This is a genomic window from Azonexus sp. GW821-FHT04F04 (genome assembly GCF_059420025.1).
The window spans coordinates 332,854-353,584 of the sequence record NZ_JBWKSX010000002.1; the positions used below are offsets into that span (position 1 = coordinate 332,854).

The 20,731-nt window shown below is 60.6% G+C and carries 19 protein-coding genes; 13 read left to right on the forward strand and 6 right to left on the reverse strand.

Annotated features, from left to right (window positions below; genetic code table 11):
* The first annotated feature begins 315 nt into the window (after nucleotides 1-315).
* The 3 genes from AC07TV_RS06975 (at nucleotide 316) to AC07TV_RS06985 (ending at nucleotide 4,911) form a co-directional block, all read left to right on the forward strand.
* A complete protein-coding gene (locus AC07TV_RS06975; RefSeq protein WP_494647675.1) occupies nucleotides 316-2,466 on the forward strand; it encodes an HDOD domain-containing protein in 2,151 nt (716 codons plus the stop codon).
* A complete protein-coding gene (locus AC07TV_RS06980; protein WP_494647676.1) occupies nucleotides 2,463-4,631 on the forward strand; it encodes a putative bifunctional diguanylate cyclase/phosphodiesterase in 2,169 nt (722 codons plus the stop codon). The genes AC07TV_RS06975 and AC07TV_RS06980 overlap by 4 nt, the downstream gene beginning before the upstream one ends.
* Nucleotides 4,632-4,692: 61 nt before the next feature.
* Entirely contained in the window at nucleotides 4,693-4,911 is a 219-nt protein-coding gene (locus tag AC07TV_RS06985; protein WP_494647677.1) for a hypothetical protein, read from the forward strand.
* Nucleotides 4,912-4,978: 67 nt separating this feature from the next.
* Here the strand turns inward: AC07TV_RS06985 and AC07TV_RS06990 are convergent, their stop codons facing one another.
* Complete coding sequence (locus AC07TV_RS06990; RefSeq protein ID WP_494647678.1) at nucleotides 4,979-5,776, reverse strand: SHOCT domain-containing protein; 798 nt, start codon at nucleotides 5,774-5,776, stop codon at nucleotides 4,979-4,981.
* Between the two features lie 233 nt (nucleotides 5,777-6,009).
* Nucleotides 6,010-7,995 carry a TonB-dependent receptor plug domain-containing protein gene (locus AC07TV_RS06995; protein ID WP_494647679.1) on the reverse strand — a complete coding sequence of 662 codons (1,986 nt, stop codon included), beginning with the start codon at nucleotides 7,993-7,995 and terminating at the stop codon, nucleotides 6,010-6,012.
* 231 nt (nucleotides 7,996-8,226) lie between these two features.
* Here AC07TV_RS06995 and AC07TV_RS07000 point away from each other — a divergent pair, with 231 nt between their 5' ends.
* From AC07TV_RS07000 to AC07TV_RS07010, 3 genes are all read left to right on the forward strand, one after another.
* On the forward strand, nucleotides 8,227-8,787 hold the full coding sequence (locus AC07TV_RS07000) for a DUF4124 domain-containing protein (RefSeq protein WP_494647680.1): 561 nt from the start codon (nucleotides 8,227-8,229) through the stop codon (nucleotides 8,785-8,787).
* A 127-nt stretch (nucleotides 8,788-8,914) separates the two neighbouring features.
* Complete coding sequence (locus tag AC07TV_RS07005; RefSeq protein ID WP_494647681.1) at nucleotides 8,915-9,487, forward strand: DUF1415 domain-containing protein; 573 nt, start codon at nucleotides 8,915-8,917, stop codon at nucleotides 9,485-9,487.
* Nucleotides 9,488-9,615: 128 nt separating this feature from the next.
* The gene (locus tag AC07TV_RS07010) at nucleotides 9,616-10,989 is read left to right on the forward strand and encodes a PAS domain-containing protein (RefSeq protein WP_494647682.1); all 1,374 of its coding nucleotides are present in this window, start codon (nucleotides 9,616-9,618) and stop codon (nucleotides 10,987-10,989) included.
* A gap of 81 nt (nucleotides 10,990-11,070) precedes the next feature.
* Here AC07TV_RS07010 and AC07TV_RS07015 read toward each other — a convergent pair whose 3' ends face one another.
* Both AC07TV_RS07015 and AC07TV_RS07020 read right to left on the reverse strand, forming a co-directional pair.
* Nucleotides 11,071-11,385 (reverse strand): hypothetical protein, encoded by a 315-nt coding sequence (locus AC07TV_RS07015; RefSeq protein WP_494647683.1) that lies wholly within the window; start codon nucleotides 11,383-11,385, stop codon nucleotides 11,071-11,073.
* A gap of 62 nt (nucleotides 11,386-11,447) precedes the next feature.
* Nucleotides 11,448-12,581, reverse strand: a complete 1,134-nt coding sequence (locus AC07TV_RS07020) for a diguanylate cyclase domain-containing protein (protein WP_494647684.1) — start codon at nucleotides 12,579-12,581, stop codon at nucleotides 11,448-11,450.
* 164 nt (nucleotides 12,582-12,745) lie between these two features.
* Here AC07TV_RS07020 and AC07TV_RS07025 point away from each other — a divergent pair, with 164 nt between their 5' ends.
* Together AC07TV_RS07025 and rarD are read left to right on the forward strand one after the other, a co-directional pair.
* Nucleotides 12,746-13,423: a DUF599 domain-containing protein gene (locus AC07TV_RS07025; RefSeq protein ID WP_494647685.1), complete on the forward strand. Its 678-nt coding sequence runs from the start codon at nucleotides 12,746-12,748 to the stop codon at nucleotides 13,421-13,423.
* Between the two features lie 4 nt (nucleotides 13,424-13,427).
* Nucleotides 13,428-14,321, forward strand: a complete 894-nt coding sequence (rarD, locus tag AC07TV_RS07030) for an EamA family transporter RarD (protein ID WP_494647686.1) — start codon at nucleotides 13,428-13,430, stop codon at nucleotides 14,319-14,321.
* Between the two features lie 7 nt (nucleotides 14,322-14,328).
* Here the strand turns inward: rarD and AC07TV_RS07035 are convergent, their stop codons facing one another.
* Nucleotides 14,329-14,961: a Clp protease ClpP gene (locus tag AC07TV_RS07035; protein ID WP_494647687.1), complete on the reverse strand. Its 633-nt coding sequence runs from the start codon at nucleotides 14,959-14,961 to the stop codon at nucleotides 14,329-14,331.
* A gap of 117 nt (nucleotides 14,962-15,078) precedes the next feature.
* Between AC07TV_RS07035 and ald the strand changes: the two genes are divergently transcribed.
* The 5 genes from ald (at nucleotide 15,079) to AC07TV_RS07060 (ending at nucleotide 20,464) form a co-directional block, all read left to right on the forward strand.
* On the forward strand, nucleotides 15,079-16,203 hold the full coding sequence (gene ald / locus AC07TV_RS07040; protein WP_494647688.1) for an alanine dehydrogenase: 1,125 nt from the start codon (nucleotides 15,079-15,081) through the stop codon (nucleotides 16,201-16,203).
* Nucleotides 16,204-16,211: 8 nt separating this feature from the next.
* Nucleotides 16,212-17,531, forward strand: a complete 1,320-nt coding sequence (locus AC07TV_RS07045) for a hypothetical protein (RefSeq protein WP_494647689.1) — start codon at nucleotides 16,212-16,214, stop codon at nucleotides 17,529-17,531.
* A gap of 14 nt (nucleotides 17,532-17,545) precedes the next feature.
* Nucleotides 17,546-17,713, forward strand: a complete 168-nt coding sequence (locus AC07TV_RS07050; RefSeq protein ID WP_494647690.1) for a hypothetical protein — start codon at nucleotides 17,546-17,548, stop codon at nucleotides 17,711-17,713.
* Nucleotides 17,714-17,807: 94 nt separating this feature from the next.
* Nucleotides 17,808-19,097 carry a polyamine export protein PaeA gene (gene paeA, locus AC07TV_RS07055; RefSeq protein WP_494647691.1) on the forward strand — a complete coding sequence of 430 codons (1,290 nt, stop codon included), beginning with the start codon at nucleotides 17,808-17,810 and terminating at the stop codon, nucleotides 19,095-19,097.
* 29 nt (nucleotides 19,098-19,126) lie between these two features.
* Nucleotides 19,127-20,464 (forward strand): fused MFS/spermidine synthase, encoded by a 1,338-nt coding sequence (locus tag AC07TV_RS07060; protein WP_494647692.1) that lies wholly within the window; start codon nucleotides 19,127-19,129, stop codon nucleotides 20,462-20,464.
* Between the two features lie 2 nt (nucleotides 20,465-20,466).
* On the opposite strand, the gene AC07TV_RS07065 is transcribed toward AC07TV_RS07060, so the two are convergent.
* Nucleotides 20,467-20,724: a hypothetical protein gene (locus AC07TV_RS07065; protein WP_494647693.1), complete on the reverse strand. Its 258-nt coding sequence runs from the start codon at nucleotides 20,722-20,724 to the stop codon at nucleotides 20,467-20,469.
* Nucleotides 20,725-20,731: the final 7 nt, after the last annotated feature.

Below are 20,731 nucleotides of genomic sequence, written 5' to 3' on the forward strand. Positions count from 1 at the left end.
CAAGGCCGGCCGGGAAGGTATTTTCCCGGCCGGCTTTTTTCGTCTACCGGCGGCAATCCCACGGTCAACCGGAAATTCCGGCCAAATTTGAAATCCCCACTCGCCCGAAGTTAGCCGGTGAAAACGGATCGGCCGACCCGATATTTATATAGCATTTGCCGACTTACCTGGCTTTGGCCCCCTTAAAAAAATATTTCCAACATTTCATATTTAAGACTCATGAACTGTGTAAATTAGAATATTGTCAGTTGGGTAAGCCTGTTGCTGGCCGCACCAACCGTGCTGTTTATTGGTCAATATTCATCTCGTATATTCATGCACAGTCTCCCCAAGTCGGTTCTCGAAGCTATCGATATCGCGCGGATTCCCTCTCCGCCCGAGATTCTGTTGCGACTGGTGCGGACCGTTGAAGACGAACAAGCGACGATGGGGGAGCTGGCCACCATTGTTGAACAAGACCCAGGCCTGGCCAGCCGAATACTGAGCGTCGCCAATTCGCCCGCCCTGCGTCGGGGCAAAGAACTCAAGAATCTGGAAACCTGCCTGATTGCCCTGGGGACGCGCCTTGTCCGCTCGCTGGCGACTTGTCTCTCCATCCAGAAACTTTTCGACCGCAACCCCAACCTCGACAAATTCGATGTTGCCGACTATTGGAGTCACTCGCTGCTGGTCGGTGAAATGGCGCGCGGTGTGGCCGAACTGGCGGAATATCCGCATCCCGACGAAGCCTACCTGTCCGGTCTTTTGCACGATATCGGCGAACTGATCCTGCTCTCGGCGATTGGCGAGCCGTATCACCGCTTTTTGGCCAATTCGAGCGAAACCCCGAAACTCCAGGCCGAAGAATTTCAGCTGTTCGGCACGACGCATGCCGACGTCGGCGGCTGGCTGATCGATCACTGGGGACTCGATTCCGTGCTGGCCGATGGCGTCGCCTTCCATCACACGGCGGCCAATCAGATCGTCACGGCCACAGCGTTGCCGCAAATTGTCTGGATCGCCCAGGCGCTCAGCACTACCGCGGAGAGCACGCCGGAATTGGCCCTCGTCGTCAATCGCAGCACCCCCCGGCTTGAGATGTCGGCGCTATTGGCAGTTCGCGAACGCGCGATCCAGCGTGCCCGCCAGATTGCCGAGGCGTTGGGCATCAGCATCGCCGACGATTTTCCCAAGCGTCGCACGGCACTACCGGCGCCAACGCCGCGTTTGCCTGACCCGACCAATGCGGCTGACGAAGAACTGGCTGCGCTGGTCGGAGGCATGGCCATGCTGCAGCCGTTGCAGCAGGATCTCTTCCAGCTCGGCAGCGATACCGAAGTCCTGCTTGCGCTAAGGGAGTCCGCCCGCATCCTGTTCGACCTCCCGAAAGTCGCCATCCTGCTTGCCAACGACAAAGGCGATGCGTTGTCCGGCGAAAAGGTTGGCGCCCAGCCAGAACTATTCCGGCAGTTATCGATCCCATTGGTCTCTTCCCGCTCGCTTGCCGCGGCCGCCGTCATCGGGCGCCAGGTTCGGACAACATTTGATCAGACCGACTCCCCCGCCTTGCTCGACTTGCAACTCGCCCGCGCCCTGTCCGCCGATGGTCTGCTCTGCATCCCGATGCTGGCGCGCAATCGCGTGATAGGCGTGATTGTCTGCGGTCTGTCAGAAAAGCAGTACGGTCGCCTGCAGCGCCGGATTCCCTGGCTGGCGAATTTCGGCAAAATTGCCGCGATCAGCCTTGATGCGGTCATTGAAGCAAACCAGCACCGCCAGCAAGTAGAAGCGGAACTGACCCAGCAATTTACCCGTCAGGCCCGCCAGATAGTCCACGAGGCCGGCAACCCGCTGGGCATTATCAAGAGCTACCTGAGCATTCTCGAACGCAAGCTGCCGGAGGATGGCGTTCGCCAGGAACTGGCCGTGCTGACCGAGGAAATTGATCGCGTCGCCAACATCGTCGGCCACATGACGCAGTCTCTCAAGACCAGCCCGGATACCCGCAGCATTGATCTCGTCAGCGTCCTCAACGACTTCCTTGTGCTCTACGCCGACACCTTGTTCAACGCCAAGGGAGTACGCGTCGAAACGGCGCTGCCGACAATTGAGCTACTCGTTCCGGTCAACCGCGACAACCTCAAGCAAATTGTCCTCAACCTCTGGAAGAACGCGTCGGAAGCGCTCACTGAAGGCAAGCTGATCAAGATCTCGGTCAGCGACAACATCATCCATGATGGCGGCAACTATGTTCAGTTGCGCATTGATGACAACGGCCCGGGCATGTCCGAGGAAACCATCCAGGCGATCTATCGGCCGAAACCGGTCGCAGACACGGGGCAACGCGGCATTGGCCTGTCCGTCGTCGGCAGTCTGGCCCGGAAGGAAGGAATACTCATCACCTGCCGCAGCCAGATCGGCGCCGGCACCAGCATAGCCCTGCTGATTCCCAAAAACCGAACAGCCGCCCCGGACAGCAGCGCATGAACGCCATCACTGCACTGTACGAGTTGGCCAGGGTTCCCGCGATCGGGTCGCAGCAGGACATCCTGATCGTCGACGACGAGCCGCACTTTCGGCAGGCATACAGCGAACTTCTGGCTGGAGAGCGGCGTTCGATCAGCGAGGCAAGCACCGGGCAAGCGGCCATTGCCCGGCTCAAGACGGGCAACATTGACCTGGTCATTCTCGATTTGCGGCTGCCGGATATCTCGGGCCTCGAAATCATGGAGTGGATGACCTCGCACAAGATCGACGCATCGGTCATTGTGTTCAGCGCCGACAAGTCGATCAACTCGGCGATTCACGCCCTGCGCCACCGGGCCTTCGAGTTTCTGCGCAAGGATTGCGATCCGAACGACATGATCATGGCAGTTGACCGCGCCCTGGCCAATCGCCGCCGCGACCAGGAGCTCGCCGTCGTTTCGGCCCAGCTCCAGCACTCCGAGCGACTTCACCGATTCCTGGTCGAGCAATCGCCTGACCTGATCTTCACGCTCGATCGTGATGGCCGCTTCACTTTCATCAACGGGCGCGTCAGCACCCTGCTCGGCTATACGCCGGAAGAATTGCTCGGGCAAAACTACACCGCGGTTGTCGACCCGCGCGACCATGACCACGTCCAATATGCCTTCAACGAGCGGCGGGTCGGCGAACGCGCGACGAGCAATCTTGAAGTGCGCTTCAAGCCGAAGCCAAGCATGCCACGTGCCGGCAGCGGTCCGGTGATGACGGCCATCCTCAGTTCGCAAGGCGTCTACGAAACAGGGATGAGCGGATCTTCGGAAGCCTTTCTTGGCACCTCTGGTGTGGCGCGCGACATTTCGGAGCGCAAAAAAGCCGAAGAAACCATTACCTTCCAGGCATTTCACGATCTGCTGACCAAGCTGCCCAATCGCATCCTGTTCGTCGACCGGCTCGAGATGGCCATTGCCCAAGCCTTGCGCCGCAAGGAAAAACTCGCCGTGATGTTCCTCGACATTGATCGATTCAAGCTGGTCAACGACACTTATGGTCACCAGATTGGCGATCAACTGCTCAGGAAGTTTGCGGCGCGCGTTCGCAGTTGTCTGCGTACCGGGGACACCCTGGCGCGGCAAGGCGGCGATGAGTTCACGGCCTTGCTGCCGAACATCAGCAACACCGAAGACGTTCACGTCATCGCCGAAAAAATTCTCGCCGAATTGCGCAAGCCCTTCGTCCTTGGCGAAACCCAGTTTCTGGCGACGACCAGCATCGGCATTGCCGTCTACCCGGACAACAGCATCAACGCCGAAGACCTGATTCGCTGTGCCGACATGGCGATGTACCAGGTCAAGGCACAGGGAAAGAATGGCGCGCTGGCTTTCGAGCCGGATATGCACACGGCCCACCTCGATCGCCTGTCACTGGAAAACGACCTGCGCAAAGCGGTCAAGGAAGGCGATCAGTTCGAATTGCACTTCCAGCCACAGATGAATGCCTCCTCCGGCAAGGTGGTCGGCGTTGAAGCGCTGATTCGCTGGCACCATCCGAGCGCCGGCATGATCAGCCCGGATATTTTTATCCCGATTGCCGAAGAAACCGGACTGATCATCAACATCAGCGACTGGGTGTTGCGCGAAGCCTGTGCCCAATTGGCACGCTTGAAGCAACTAGGCTTCAACGAACTTCGCCTGGGCGTAAACCTGTCGGCCCGGGAATTCGATCGCATCGATCTCCTCGAGCGAATTCGCATTCCGCTCGACGAATTCAGCATTCCCCCCGAATCGCTCGAGATCGAAATCACCGAAAGCCTGCTCATGAAGGACGCCGAAAATATCGTCGCCCGCGTCAAACACCTGCGCAGCACCGGGGTCCACATTTCGATCGACGATTTCGGCACCCGCTATTCGTCACTCAGCTACCTGCGCCGCTTTTCGGTCAGCCGGATCAAGATCGACCAGTCGTTTGTCCGCGACCTGAGAACCTCGCACGACTCGTTCGCCATCATCCAGGCGATTGTCGGGATTGCCAAAAACTTCGATCTGCACGTCATCGTCGAAGGCGTCGAAACCGAGGTGCAGGTAGCCATCCTCAGACAACTCGGCTGCAACGAAATGCAGGGCTATTTCTTCAGCCGCCCCCTGCCATCGAACCAGCTGCTGGAGTTTTTGCAGGTCACGCGGCACTGACCGCCGTTTCAGGCACTGCCACGGTCAACCGGAAATTTCAGCCAATTTTGAAATACCCATCATGAGAAAAGCCAAAACCCGCGCCCCGTCGCCGGCCCGCCTTTCCTCGAGCGGGAAGCTGGCAGCCACTCGAATCACCGGCCAGACGTCGAAATACCTGGCGGAAACCGAGAAGAATCTGAACAAGGTCCTGCCCGCTGCGACATCAAGCAACACAACGCTGATCGTCGATGATGCCGATGACTTGTTTGGCAAACGCACACCGAACAAGCCACGATAGGCAAGGCGCACCGGGCATTTCCACGGTGAACCCGAAATTTCGCCCAATTTCAGAATAAGTGCTTGCCTCAAAGCTGGCTGAGCAACTCCGCTTTCTTGGTCGTAAATTCCTGCTCGGTCAGGATGCCTTTCTGAAAAAGATCGGCCAAGCGTTCGATCTTGGCGAAGACATCCCCATCCTGGGCGGCTGGTGCCAGACAAGTTGGAGCCTCGTTGAATTGCTGGGCCGGCGGCGCCATGAAGTTCTGCTGCGGCTGAGGCTGGTAGCCGTTGATGCTGACCACCGGCAGGCTGTTGACGGCGATCGTCCCGTACTGGCTGCTGAAAGTCATCGAATCGTTGCCGCCCTGCTGCTGCGAAACGCCGCCGATCTGATTATCCAAAGTGTCATAGACCGTGACCTGCCCGCCAATATCGACGACCAAACGACGCGAGCCGGGGAAAACGGCGTAGCGGACATTGTTCTGTCCCCCCGTAGAAGATGGCGAACCGAGATCGCCCGGCCACCACTGCCCTGCCGCCACGGCCGAGACGAACAAGTTGCCGCCAGAACCGTTGCCCGACGACTGGAATTGCGACTGGGCCGGCTGAAAATAGCCCGGCTGGTTCATCAACTGGTTGGAAATCTCGACGCACAGGCCGTCAACCTTGGACTTGAGCCCGTAATTGAACATGTCGCCGACCATGGTCATGCCGCCCATCATCCATTGGCCGGACCCACCGAGCTCCGGGTGGCTGAACTGCGCCATCGTCCCGTTGCCGTTCATCACCGCATAGAGCATGGTGATCGCCGCGTCGGTGCTGATCCCGTAACGCTGCGCCAAACCCTGAATAAACTGCTGCCCCTGCGCTGATAACTGTTGCATGACCGACTCCTGGCTGAAACGCCTAAATTTTGAAAATCCCGGCGACCAGTCTACAGCTGTTTTCTTTCAGGCAGTCGAATGGCCCGCAACTCACATCTCTTCAATATCTGGCAAGGGGATGGGTTTGGCTGACCGGGTCCGCCGCCAAACCCATGCTCTCCAAGTCCCAGGAGATAGCGCTCCCGGCGGAAGCTAAAGGGGGAGGCGCCAGTCCATACGACGACTTACCAACCTCAAATATCGTAATTGAGCTGGAACCAGTAGGTTCGGCCATCCATGCGCAGTGAATCCTGCGGCAGGCCGCTGTCGGGACGCCAGTCGAAGGGTGAAACAGCTTCGTATTCGCGGTCGAACAGGTTGCGGATGCTGAAGGAGGCCGACAGGCCGTACCACTTGCGCTCGCTAGAGAAGGTCAGGTTGGCCAGCCCTACGCCGTCGAGCCGCCGCTGCTCCAGAGTCAGCCGGGAACCGAGATACTGCGCCTCGAGCCCGGTGCGCATGGCGCCGTCGAACAGCGGAAAACTGAGATTGAACTTGCCCAGCACGTGCGGCGAATTGACCAGTTCAGCCCCATGAACATCCTGCGCATTTTGCCAGGCCAGGCTGCCACGTGAGCGAACGCCACCTTCCCACAGGCGCTCGAGTTCGACTTCCAGGCCCTGAGTCCGGCTGTTGCCTTCAGGCACATAGTCACCCGCTGCGTCGCTATAGATCAACAGGCCACTCTGCCGATAGTTGTACAGCGAAGCGGTCAGGCGCGTCTCGCGGGTGAATTCGTGTTGCAGGGCGAGTTCGGTGGCCGCCACGTATTCGGGCACGGCAGTCCCGCTGTAAGAGAAGCGCTCATAGCCATGCGGCATGCGGAAGGCTTCGCTGTAGGATGCTTTCAGTGTGGTCTGCTGGGTTGGCTTGTAGATCACGGCCAGACGCGGACTCCAGTTGCCGGCGAGGTCGCTGGCATCGTCGTAGCGCGTGCCGATGTTGAGTGACCAGCGCTCGTTGATCCGGTACTCGTCAGTCAGGTAAAAACTGGCCGTGCGCCGCGACAACGAATCGCTGAACACCTCGACGGCGGCTTTCTCGGGAGACAAATAGGTCCGCCGGAACTGCTGCCGGTAATCATTGCGGAACTCGAAGCCGAAGACCATCGTGTGGTCGACAAACCAGTTACCGACAAATTTCTGGTCCAGGCCCCACCACTGGCCGTGGTATTGGCGTCGGCCGTATTTTTCGTTGTCGAGACTGTATTCAGTAAATTCGCGCCACGAATCGTAGGCATAGTGCCCGGAATAGAAGCGGGACAGGGAACTCAGCGTTGAGCTCAGTGGTGTCTGGTAGGACAGATTGAGGAAAGCGTTTTCGTCGCGTACCGAAAACGGCGTATTGAAGGCTGTTGACCCACTGGGATTGGTCGGCAGCATCTTCTTGCGATCGACATAGGCAGCTTCGATGGTCAGGCCCTGGTAGGCAAATTTCCCGAAGACCCGCTTGTTGGTCTCGCCATCCTGGTTTTCGGCGATGCCATTGTTCGTGGTCGGCGTGTCGTAGGCCGGGAAATACAGGTTACGGCCACGGACATCGAGCGCCGATGCCGACAACAGGACGTCGGCCCCGTTTTCAAAACGCTTGCCGTAGGTCGCCCGCTGCTTCTGGCCGCCATGACTGGAAACCTCGCCGGATAACTGGGCCGCATTGAAATCGCGTCCTTTTTTGGTCACCACGTTGATGATGCCAAGCATGGCGTTGTTGCCGTAGGTCACCGAGCCGGTGCCCGGTACGTATTCGACGCGTTCGACGAGTTCGAGGTCGAGCAGACCGGATTCATCGATGTAGGCCTGGTTGAACAGGCTGTCTTGTGTCGCATAGCCGTCGATCAGCAGCATGATGCGCCCGGCGTAATCACCCGGTTCGCCGAAGCCGCGGCCACCCATGTACTGATAGCGCCGGTCGTAGGTGGTATGCAGGCCGCGCATGCTGTTGATGACGTCAGCCAGCGTACGGTAGCCGAAGGCGCGGATATCGGCCGCGGTGACAATGCTCACCGCCGAAGGGGAATCGCTGACCTGCTGGGCCATTTGCGCGACTGGCACGGCCTCCCGATGCATCAGTTGTTCGAGCGGCAGTTCCGTCAGGTCAACAGCCGGTTCTGCCAGCACCGCGCCAGCGAGAAAGGTCAGGCAAAGCACACCATGCAACCGTTTCAGCCTGCCAAAACTCATCCCGCCAATTTTCCCTGTGTCGTTGCCAGCGCCTGCACATGCAACGCGCATGTCCCGGGCTGTATTTTAACCGACTTTATCAAAAGCAAAAACCAGCACAACAGCAGTACACTTTTGTCATTTTCCCCAAATAATACAAACAAATAGCGACTTCGCATCGGCAGACCAGGACGCCTGGCGGACAGTTTGCGCTGATACGCACCGAAAGCATTTTTGGTGAATAATTACGTCATGTTGAGAACCTTCATTGCCACAGCAACCCTGATCTCGCTGATCGCCCCGGCCAGCGCGGAAATCTACAAATGCCGCCTGCCCGATGGCAAGACCGAGATAACCAACGTTCCCTGCCCGACCGGTAGCGGCACGGTGACGGTGCGACCTGACGAACGCGTTTCTGAAGCCGCCCGCCGGGCCGCCGAGCAGGATGTCGAGCGGATGCGCTCTTATGTAGAAAAACGCGAGGCCGTGCAACGGGCCGAAGAAGCCGCCGAGCGCGAGGAGCGGGTTGCCAGCCAGCGCCAGCAAAACACCGCCAGTCGCGCCCCCCGCCAAACGGGCAACACCGACGAATGCCTGCGCAACATCGAATCCATGGTTCTGGAGGCGAGTCAACGCGCCCAGATGGAGGCGGAATGCCGAAACCTGGTCAGCCCGCAGCCGGTTTATGCCCCCGTCGGCGTCCCCGCCTATCCGCAACGCCAGCACCTGCATCCGCAGCCCATGCCAGCGCCGGTGCCCAAGGTCGTGCCGCCCAGCGCACCGACAATTGCGATACAGCCCTTGAAAAAATAAGCGGACCAGTCCAGCACCACCGCTTTTCCGGGAACTGACCGGACTTCCACGGTCAACCGGAAATAACGGCCAATATTGAAATACCGAGCGGCGTCAGCCGTCGCCCCTACGCTCCCCAAGGCACACCATGACCGAGCTTCTCAAGCCCTACCCCGACACCGCCGCCAGCGAGAAAATCATTGCCCGCACGCAAACCTGGCTGGAGCGCGCCGTCATCGGGCTGAACCTGTGCCCGTTCGCCAAAAGCGTCTTCGTCAAAAAGCAGGTCCGCTACGCCCTGACCGCGGCGAGCACACCCGATGAATTGCTGGCCGAACTGGAGCACGAACTGGCGCTGATGGTCGACACCGACCCGGCCAAGCTGGATACGACATTGCTCATTCACCCGCTGGCAATGACGGATTTTCTCGACTTCCATTTTTTCCTCGGCGAAGTCGATGCACTGATCCGCAACCTCGGCTACGAAGGCGTTTTCCAGATCGCCAGCCTGCACCCGCAATACGAATTTGCCGGCAGCACCCCGGACGATATCGCCAACTACACCAACCGCTCACCCTACCCGACCCTGCACCTGCTCCGCGAAAGCAGCATCGACCGGGCGGTGGCAGCCTTCCCTGATGCCGAAGCGATTTTCGAGCGCAATATCGAAACGATGGAACGACTCGGCCATGAGGGCTGGAAGAAGCTCTGGCTGAGCTGAGCTATCGTTCGAAAAGGCTGCTGGTCAGTGCGACAGCTATGTACAGCCATACCAATTGCGGTATAGCCTAAGCTTTCAGGCAAACACGTCAATAGCCAGACAGGGATCCTCCGGGGAGGAGAAGACAAATGTCAATCAACAATAGTCATTCGCTAGCCAACGAACAGGGTGTTGGCATACAGCAGGAAAACGCGGCAAAACGGCCCACCGGCATCGTCAAGAGCGATGGCAATTGGCAGTTGCTCGATGAAGTCTTGCAAGGCAGCCCGGTTGCCACCTTCGTCATCGACACCAATTTCAAAGTCACCCACTGGAACCGGGCCTGCGAATACCTCACGGGGATCAACGCCAGCGAGATGGTCGGCAGCTCGGAACAATGGAAGGGCTTTTACCCTGCCCCGCGTCCCGTCCTGGCTGATCTGATCATTGCCGGCGAAATCGAAAAAGCCATGGCCCGCTATGAAGCCGGGCATTGCAAGCGTTCGCCGATCATCGAGGACGCCTACGAGGCCGAGGGCTATTTCCCCCATGCCGGCGGCGATGGACGCTGGCTTTACTTCACCGCCGCCCCCATTCGCAACAGCCAAGGCGAAATCGTCGCAGCGATTGAAACGCTGCAGGACATCACCGCCCGCAAGCTGGCCGAAGAGGCGCTGCAGGACCAGTTCGCCAATCTGGAAAAAGTAGTCGATCAACGCACGCTGGAGTTGCGCCAGCGCAACGACGAATTGCTTGAACTCAACGAGGTGCGCAGCCAGCTTGAAGAACGCGTCAGCTTTGCCAGCACGACGGCCATGACCGCCATGAGCAGCATGGGGGAAATGGGCGTTCTTCTGCAGGCATTGCAAAACTTCAACAACTGCCACACTCCGCGCGACATCGCTGAATCAATCATCAACAGCCTGGCCAATTTCTACATGAGCGGCGTGGCGCAGGTTCGCACTGCTGACGAAACAATCGAAGTCGGCAGTGCCGGCAAGGCATCGCCACACGACTCCGCCGTCTTCGCCCGCCTGGTCGACATGGGCCGAATCGTGCATTTCCACAGCCGGATGATCATCAACTACGACGGCGTATCGCTGCTCATACACGACATCCCGAAAGACGACAGCGAGAAAGTCGGCCGCATCCGCGACAACCTGGCAATCTTGGTCGAAGCCGCCGATGTTCGCCTGGCCGCCATCCTGGCCAACGCCGACATGCAACGTCAGCAAGCCATCATTGTCAGCACGATGCAGCAGATGAGCACCGTCCTCGGCGGCGTCGAAAAGAAACAACATGACTCGCTTGAGGCCAGCAGCCACGCCATCCACAACATGGTGCGCAATCTGGAGAAGCTTTTCGTACACCTCGGCCTGACGCAAACGCAGGAAGAAGAGTTGCTTGCCCTGATCGACGCCAGCATTGCTGAAATCTCCCAAGCACAGGCCGGACAGCTCAATTTCCAGGCTGAGCTATCGGAAATAACCGGCAAGCTGGAGCGCTTTTTACAACACCGATAGCCTGAACCGAGCGGTCAGCAGGCGCGACATTGCGCGCCTGCCACGGTCAACCGGGAAAAACGGCCAAAAATGAAATGCTGATCAGGCCGTTTCGTGCCCGGCGCCGTCCTTTTCCTGGCGACCCAGCGTCAGTTCGGTATTTTCGCTAAGGGCGAAGAAGAAGGCTTCGACGGCTTTCGGCTCGCCGGAGGCGGCGAAGGTGGTCTGGCCGCACTCGCACTGGCCGACCCAGATCGCTTCGATGCCGCGCAGGCCGCGCGTGCTGACCGGGTTGATGGTCGTCACATCACCGCCACAGCCATTGCAGACCAGCTTTTCCGGGCGCGTCGACTCGAGTTTGGCTTGCGCCAGAGCGATGCGTTCTGCCTGCGAACCCCGATTTTTAGCCTGTCCCATGTCTGTTCCCCGCGCTTTTAAAAGGCTGGCAGGATACAGGAATTCAAACCCGGCCGGCCAGCTCACTGGGCCAGGTGATAGCGCCGCTTGCCGGCCGCCTTGGCACGGTACATGGACTGGTCGGCGCAGCGGATGATAGCCTCGGACGTGCTTTGCTGGCCAACCTGCGGAAACAGGCAGATGCCGATGCTGGCGCTTATCGGCGGCATATCGGGAAGGCCGGTAACAGGTTCCTCGATGATCCGGATCAGCTTTTCAGCCAGATGGACAGCCGCATCGCAGGAGCCGATGTCCTGCACGAGCAGGAAGAACTCATCACCACCGAGGCGCGAAATGGTGTCCGTTTCACGCGTTGCGGCGACCAGGCGGCGGGCGATTTCACGCAGCACGGTGTCGCCGATTTCGTGCCCGAGTTGGTCGTTAACGTTCTTGAATCCATCGAGATCGACAAAAAATCCGGCATGCCGCTCGGAATCGCGCCGGGCCAGCGCCAACGCCTGATTCATCCGGTCATCGAGCAGATCGCGATTGGGCAGGCCGGTCAGCCGGTCATGCAGTGACCGCTGGAGGTGCAGCCGGCGCTCCCGATCGAGCTGCATCTCGCGCAGGAAAAGCTGGCGCCGCTGGTATTCGACCAGATAACCGGCAGCGCCGCCGATCAGGTTGGCCGAGATCATGAAAAAATTCTGGCTGAGCAACATCGGGGCGGGATAGACATGCACGTAGGCAAATAACAGGTTGTAGAGCAGCAGGACAAAAACGTTGATGGCCAGCGCCTGGATGAAACGGGTGCCGATCAGGTTGTAGGTATAAAACGTCGCCAGCATGAGCCCGGGGTAGTAGTAAGCGCTGCTTTCAACCGGCAGATGCCAGAGCATGGCGATCAGGCCAAGCGCCGCCGACAGACCGACCAGCGCCAGCAGGAACTGGTTGGCCTTCTCGAACCACGCGGTAAAGGTCAGGACAAGCACAGCCAGGGGCACGGCCAGCGCCAGCATGCGGATCAGCCAGACCAACCCGAGCTGACTGGGCGGCACGAAAAGGTGGTCCAGTGCGCCATAGACAAAGTACACAAAAACGCCCACGACGATGGCCGCCCGGCCTTGCAGACGCAGGCGCGGCAATAGCTGGCGGAGAAAGACACGCTCGGTTTCCGGATCATGGAAACGCAAAGTGAGCGGATGCATTCTGTTCATCGATGAAACGCCTCGAGAAAGCTTCACGTCGGCCATAACGAAGAACCCGGTAATGCAACCCAAGTATGATTTTAAGCATATGACAAGGTTCCGGTCGCCGACAACAAGGGTTTACACGGTGTCGCAAGCCCGATCGGCTATGGCAATATGCTTGGATGCATGCCTTGCCGCACCTCTCTCTCATCGACTGGATCTCACTGGCCATTTTCTTTGCCAGCTGGGCCGGCTACGCTTGGTATTCCGAACATAGCCAACGGGGCGCCAACGGCCTGATCCGCACCGCCCAGCGCTACCGCCTGGAATGGGCCTACCGCATGCTGGAGCGCGACTTGCGGGTGGCCGATTCGACGCTGATCGGCAACCTGGTGACCAGCGTTTCCTTCTACGCCAACACCACGATCTACATCATCGCCGGCCTCGTCGCGGCGCTCGGCGCCTCCGACAAGCTGCTCAGCTTCACCTCCGAACTGCCTTTCGGCGGCGCCGGCAACCGTGAACTGCTCGAAATCAAGCTAATGCTGCTGCTCGCCTCATTTGTCTTCGCCTATTTCAAATTCACCTGGTCGCTGCGCCAGTTCAATCTGCTCTCCATCCTCGTCGGCGCAGCGCCCCTGGGCAAACCCGGCGAGCCCAACATCGACACCTACGCCCAGCGCGTCGCCGGCGCCAACAACTTGGCCGGCGACGACTTCAACCGCGGCATCCGCGCCTATTATTTCGGCCTCGCCGCCTCCGGCTGGCTGCTCAACCCGGTCATCCTCGGCACCTTTGCCGTCGTCGTTCTGGTTGTGCTCTTCCGTCGCGACTACCGCTCGCCGGCACTGCAACTGCTGCGCGACTAAGCACATGCAACCGAAAAGCCAATTGGCCGGCATCGGATTCGGCCTGCTCGCCTACGGCATCTGGGGCTTCTTCCCGCTCTTCTTCCGCCAGCTGGCGCACGTTTCGCCGATGGACGTGCTGTCCAATCGCGCCGTCTGGGCCTTTGTCTTCGTCGGCCTCCTGCTCACCCTGCGCGGCAGTTGGGGCAAGGTGCTGGCCGTTTTCCACCGGCCGCGCCAGGTGGCCATGCTGGCACTCGCTGCGCTGCTTGTCGGCAGCAACTGGCTGGTGTTCCTGTGGGCCGTCGCCCACCAACAGGTCGTCGCCTCCAGCCTCGGCTATTTCCTGACGCCGCTGGTCAATGTGCTGCTCGGCCTGATCGTCCTCAAGGAAAAGCTCAACCGGCTGGAATGGATATCGGTCGGCCTCGCCGTCGCCGGTCTGGCCAACGAAGTCATTTCGCTCGGCAGCCTGCCCTGGGTATCGCTCTTTCTCGCTGCCACCTTCGGCACCTACGGTCTGGTCCGCAAGCAGGTGCCGGTCGATGCGCTGTCCGGCCTGTGGCTGGAAACCCTCGCCATGCTGCCGGTGTGCGGCATCTACGCGCTATGGATGGCGCAGAGCGGGCACCTGGTTTTTGCCGCCGAGGACACGTCGACCGCAGCATGGCTGATCGGTGCCGGCATCATCACTGCCCTGCCGCTCATGGCTTTCGCCGCCGCCACCCAACGCCTCGACTTGGCCACTGTCGGCATGCTGATGTACATCAACCCGACCATGCAGTTCGCCACGGCCATCTGGATTTTTGGCGAACCGCTGCAGATTGAGCGACTGGTCAGTTTCGGGCTGATCTGGCTCGGGCTCGGTTTCTTCAGCCTCAGCATGTGGCAGAAGCTGCACCGGACAGACCCCGGCTGAGGCCAACCTACCCGGCAGACGGCGCTGATTTTTCCTTTTTCTTGCGCTCGCTTGCCTTGCGGGCGCGCTGCATGCGCATCAGCCGCCGGTGGATTTCATCGGAATCCATCCAGAGATCGGACCCCTTGAGGATGTTGGTGATCTCGGTTTCCGTCAGGAAGGGCGAACAGAGCCGGCTCATCACCTTCTCGAACCAGTTGCCGAGGGCCAGCACTTCGGCCTGCTGTTCGTTGCCCTTGCCGGCAAAGATCCCCGAGTAGATGTGGAACATCAACTGACAGTTGTCGTGCACCACGAGTTCGTCACCGGACAGGAAAATCAGGGCCGCCATCGAATAGGCCCGCGCCTCGAGGATGGTCACCACCCGGGCATTCGAGGCCCGCACGTTGTTGATGATCTGCAGGCCGGTATTGAAGTCGCCGCCCGATGAATTGAGGTGGATATAGACCAGATCCGTCTCGGCGGCCGAGCGCAGGGTGTAGAACAGCTCGGTGTAATACTGCGGCTCGTGGATGTCGCCACACAGGTAGTACGACACCTGGCGAACCGGCAACTGCTGTTCGTAGCGGATCAAGCCGCGAAAGGATGCTGCCTCTTCAGCGATCATCTCGTCATCTCGACCGGTCGATTCTCGGTGCATGATCTCTCCTCAGCTGTTTCGGCTCATTATGAGCCTGTTTTTCACCTTCTGGATGGATTGCCGCGACCGGTATCATGAGGGTGTTGAATCCATCGTCCGGCACGACAGGGAGAGAACATGCGAATAGGCGTTCCCAGGGAAATCAAGAACCACGAATACCGGGTTGGTCTGACCCCGGGCAGCGTCCGGGAGGCTGTCGCCCACGGTCATCAGGTCATCGTCGAGAAGGGCGCCGGCCAGGCCATCGGGCTGAGCGACGAACTTTATCTGGCGGCCGGGGCTGACCTGGCCGATAGCGCCACGGAAGTCTTTGCCCGGGCCGACCTGATCGTCAAGGTCAAGGAACCGCAAGCCGAAGAGTGTCGCCTGCTGCGCCCGGATCAGGCCCTGTTCACCTATCTGCACCTGGCGCCGGATCGTCACCTGACTGAACTGCTCATGGCCTCCGGCGTTACCGCCATTGCCTACGAAACGGTCAGCGATGCCGGGGGTCGCCTGCCCTTGCTGGCACCGATGAGCGAAGTCGCCGGCCGGATGTCGATCCAGGTCGGGGCGGCCTGCCTGGAAAAACCGAAAGGCGGCTCAGGCGTGCTACTGGGCGGCGTGCCGGGCGTTGCGCCGGGCAAGGTCGTCATCCTCGGCGCCGGCGTTGTTGGCGCCAATGCGGCCATGATCGCCGTCGGCATGGGGGCCGAGGTGACCGTCATCAACCGCTCGCTCGACCGCCTGCGCTGGCTCGATGCGCATTTCGGCAACCGGATCAGGACGCTGCTGGCCACTGGCGAAGCGATCGAAACCAGCCTGCTCGATGCCGACCTGATCATCGGCGCCGCGCTGATTCCCGGCGCCACGACGCCGCACCTTCTGCGCCGCGAACAGCTCCGCCAGCTCCGTCCCGGCTCGGTGCTGGTCGATGTCTCGATCGACCAGGGCGGCTGTTTCGAGAGCAGCCGTCCGACCACCCATGCCGAGCCGACCTACATCGTCGACGACGTCATCCATTACTGCGTCGCCAACATGCCCGGCGCCGTGCCGCGCACCTCGACCTTCGCCCTGAACAACGCCACCCTGCCCTTTGTCCTGGCCATCGCCGACAAAGGCTGGCGGCAGGCCCTGCTCGACGACCGCCATTTGCGCGATGGCCTCAATATCCACCAGGGAAAAATCACCTGCGCCGCCGTCGCAGCAGTACACGGGTTTGCTACGGTCGACCCGGAAAATGTGCTGAAAATGAAAGACTGACATAGAAAATGGATGGCGCCGTTACCGCCACGCCGCGCATCACGATGGGACGGATTCTCCTGTTCCTGCTGCTGACCGTGCTCAACGGCTGCGCCAGCATGCGAAACACGCCTGCCGACACAACCTATCAGGATCGCCTCGGTCAGGTTACGGTCATTGCCATCGAGCAAGCACCCGAGCTCAAATTCGAAGGTTTCGTTCGCAGCAAGGGAGGCGGTGCCGCCTTCGCCGGCGGCGGCACATTCACCGCCTGCATGACCGGGATTGGCCACTGCAGCGGATCGATGTGCGGTGCGGCATTGCTCCTGATGCTGGGAGTCTGCGGCGTGGCTGGCCTGGTTGGCGGTGTCGCAGGCGCCGTCACGGCGCCCAGCGCTGAGCAGGTGGCGGCCAGCGAAGCGGCCATGGCGCGGGTATTCGAGGTACGGACGATTCAGGAATCGGTACGTCATTCCGTTGAAGAAGCGGCCCTCGCTGCCGGAATAGAGCTGCGTCAATTGCCCGAGCAGGAAATTCGTGCCGCTGCGGCGACCAAAGACTATCGGCTACTGGCGGCTCTTGGCATAGATACCGTTCTTGAAACTACGCTGCGCAAAGCGGGGACGACAGGCTCAGGTCTCAATGATCCCGTCACCGCCTACATGGAAGTGCATGTGCGCCTTGTCGATACCGCCAGCAATAGCGAGAGGTATTCAACCGACTACCTCTACCAAGGACGACGTCTTGACCTTGCGTCCTGGTCAGCCAATCAGGCGAAACCACTGATCGATGAACTGAACAGGGGCTACCGGACGCTCGGCAACCATATAAGCGAGAGCATTTTCAGCCTTTACACCTTTCCCGATCGAGCCTGGCGTTCGGCCGGTGGCCTGTTGTCCTCGTCATTTGGCCTGGCGCCGATTTATCCACCGACCCGCGGCACGCTGACCGGGGATCGATTCATTGGCGCAAAGTTCGAATGGTTTGCCGTCGAGGGATTACGACCACGGTTCAAATGGGAGGCCTTTCCCCGTCCGGGAGATGTTGCTGCTGCGCCAGAGGAGATGGCGCGGATCAGCAATGTCCGTTACGACCTGCTGATCTCGCGCGAAGAAAACATGGGCCCCGGGGAGCTGGTCTATCGCAGGGAAGGCTTGCCTAAACCCGAACACACGATCGCTATCAGCCTGCAACCGGACCGTCGCTACTTCTGGACGGTGCGAGCCCGGTTTGAACTCGATGGAAGAACAAGACTGACCGAGTGGGGTTCGACGCATTTTGCCGTGCGTGAAAAAATAACGGCACCGTCGCAGCATTCCTATCGTTTCAGGACGCCTGGCCTGGATTGAGGAAAGATCCAGCGATGTCGCGCCGGCTGCTCGACCTTATCGCCTTCAGCAAAGACCTCTGCTCACTCGGCGCCGACATCATCACCGCCCTGCCGCTCATGGCCTTTGCCACCGCCATCCGGACTTTCGGCCAAGCACTGCCCACGGCGCGACTCGTCAGTTTCGGGCTGATCTGGCTCTGACCGGGAATCTTCAGCGTCAGCATGAGGCACAACTTGCACCGCGCCTGAGCGACAAAGGGGGATAATTCCCTGACCGGATAAGCCGAGACACCGCATGCTCGAGAGTACCCTGATCATTCTGCTGCTGATCGCCGCCAGCGCCTTTTTTGCCACCTCCGAGATCGCCTTGGCCGCCGCCCGCCGGCTCAAGCTGCAACAACTGGCCGACGACGGCGAGGCGCGAGCCAAGCAGGCCCTGGCCTTGCAGGCGCAGCCCGGCCATTTCTTCACGACCATCCAGATCGGCCTCAACGCCGTTGCCATCCTTGCCGGCATCCTCGGCGAAGGCGCTTACGCGCCCCACTTCGCCGCCCTGCTCGCCCCGCATTTCGCCAGCACCGACACTGCCGGCACGCTGGCTACTGTGCTTTCCTTCCTGCTCGTCACCTCGGTCTTCATCCTTTTCGCCGACCTTGTGCCGAAGCGTATTGCCATCGTCGCCCCCGAGCGCATCGCGTTGCGCATTGCCGGGCCGATGACGTTGTGCATCCGCCTTCTGTCGCCGCTGATCTGGGCCTTCAACGGCATTGCCAGCCGCATCCTGGCGGCGCTCGGCCTGCCCCAGAAGCGCCCGGACGACGTCACGGCCGAGGATATCGTCGCCCTCGCCCAGGCCGGCGCCGATGCCGGCGTAGTTGCCGAGCAGGAGCAGCAGATGATCGAGAACGTGCTCGAACTCGACACGCGGACGGCGCCGTCGTCGATGACGCCGCGCGACGGTATCGTCTGGCTCGCGGTCGACGAGGACGAGGCCAGCCTGCGCGCCAAGCTGGCGACGCATCCGCACTCGAAATATCCGGTCTGCCGCGACGAGATCGACCAGCCCCTCGGCTATGTGGACGCCAAGGACCTGCTCAGCCGCATCATCGCTGGCCAGCCGCTGGCGCTCGACGCGCCGCTGCTCAATCCGGCCCTGATCCTGCCCGACACCCTGACGCTCTCCGAAATCCTCGGCCACTTTCGCGCCGGTCGCGAAGATTTCGCGCTGATCATCAACGAATACGCGCTGATCGTCGGCCTGATCACCCTCAACGACCTGACCAGCACGCTGGTAGGCGACCCGCTGATCGACAGCGACGAAGCCCAGATCGTCCGCCGCGACGCCGATTCGTGGCTGATCGACGGCCTGACGCCGATTGGCGATGTCGAGACCGAACTCGACCTGCCGCCCTTCCCGGACGATAGCCAGTACGAGACGGTCGCCGGTTTCATGATGTACATGCTGCGCAAGCTGCCCAAGCGCACCGACAGCGTGATCCACGGCGGCCTCAAGTTCGAGGTCATCGACGTCGACCGCAACCGCATCGACCAGCTACTCGTCACCCGCCTGCCGCCGACCGCGTAAAACCTGCCGCCGCGGGCGATAATCGGGTGATGTCCCGTTTCCTGATCTACGCCATCGTCTTCATCGAAGGCTTCTGCTCGCTCGGCGCCGAAGTCATCGCCCTGCGCCGACTGGTGCCGCACATCGGCAGTTCCATCGTCGTCACGGCGCCGACCATCGGCTTCTTCCTGCTCGCCCTGGCGCTCGGTTACGCCTCGGGCGCCAAGGTCGCCGGCAACTACCTCGCCATCGTCGCCCGCAACTTCCTGATCGCCGCCACGCTGGCCGGCATCGGGCTGGCCGGCATCAGCGTGGACTGGATGTTCGCCCACCTGCAGCCGGTGCTCGTCGCCTACCTCGTCTTCATCGGCGGCGTGCTTTGTCCGCTGGCCTGGCTGCTCGGTCAGACCGTGCCAATCCTGACCAACCTCATGAAAGCCGAACGCACCGGCGAGGCGAGCGGCCTGGCGCTTTACTGGTCGACGCTCGGTTCCTTCCTCGGGTCGATCAGCCTGTCGCTGCTCGTCATGCAATGGCTCGGGGTTTCGGCGGCCGTCTTCGCCTGCGCGCTGGGCCTGCTTGTCGGCGCCCTGTTGCTCGCCCGACGCAATTTCAAATTTTGGCTTTTTTCCGGGTTGACCGTGGCAATTGCCGCCGGACTCAATCTGCAGCACGAGGTCACCGCCGACACGGCCTACGCCGAATATGTCATCGGCGCTGTCGATCTCCCGGGCCAAAACAACCCGCGCGCCTTCTGGGTCAACAAGTCAGTCGCCTCGCTCATCGACGACAGCGACCCGCCCAACTACACGCGCTACATCAAACACCTGCGCCAGATTCTGCTCGACGACCTCGGCTTCACGGGCAAGGACATCCTCGTCCTCGGCGCCGGCGGCTTCACGCTGTCGCACCACGAACCGCTCAACCGCTACACCTACGTCGATATCGACCCGGCCATCAAGGCCATCGCCGAAAAGCACTTCCTGCGCGAACCAACCCGTGGCGAATTCATCGCCGACGATGCCCGCCGTTTCGTGGCGACCAGCGAACGTCGCTTCGACGCCGTCGTCGTCGACGTTTACAGCTCGCACACCTCGATTCCCAGCCACCTCGTCACCCGCGAATTCTGGGCTGGCACCCGCCGCGTGCTCAAGCCGGACGGCGTCCTGCTCGCCAACCTGATCCTCGACGGCAAGCTCGAAACGCCCTACGCCCGCAACCTGCTGGCCACCATCGACAGCGTTTTCGGCCGCTGCGCGGTCGACGTGCTGCACAAGGCCAGGACACAGGCCAACGTCGAGGTCAGCTGCTTTGCCAGCAGTCGCCCGGGCGAAACGGGCATTTACGTCGATGAAAGAAACCGGGCCGACCTCGACCGGGTTAGATAGTTTCAGGCATCCCCTGGCAACTGCGCTTTCGTTTCATCAAGGGCTACCGGCACGGCACGCCGGAGAACGCCGTTGCCATGCCAGAACAACAGCGCCCAGATCAACGAACCGAGAGGCAGGACCACGCCAACGCCGAAAAGGCCTATCTTGACCGAGCGCCCGAGTGAAGAGCGGGCAGCAAACATCTTTCCCGTCGCCTGCGGCAACTGGCGCATCCAACTGGCATAGGCGCGCAGCCATGCTGCGGCAGTTCGTGTCATGACGGGC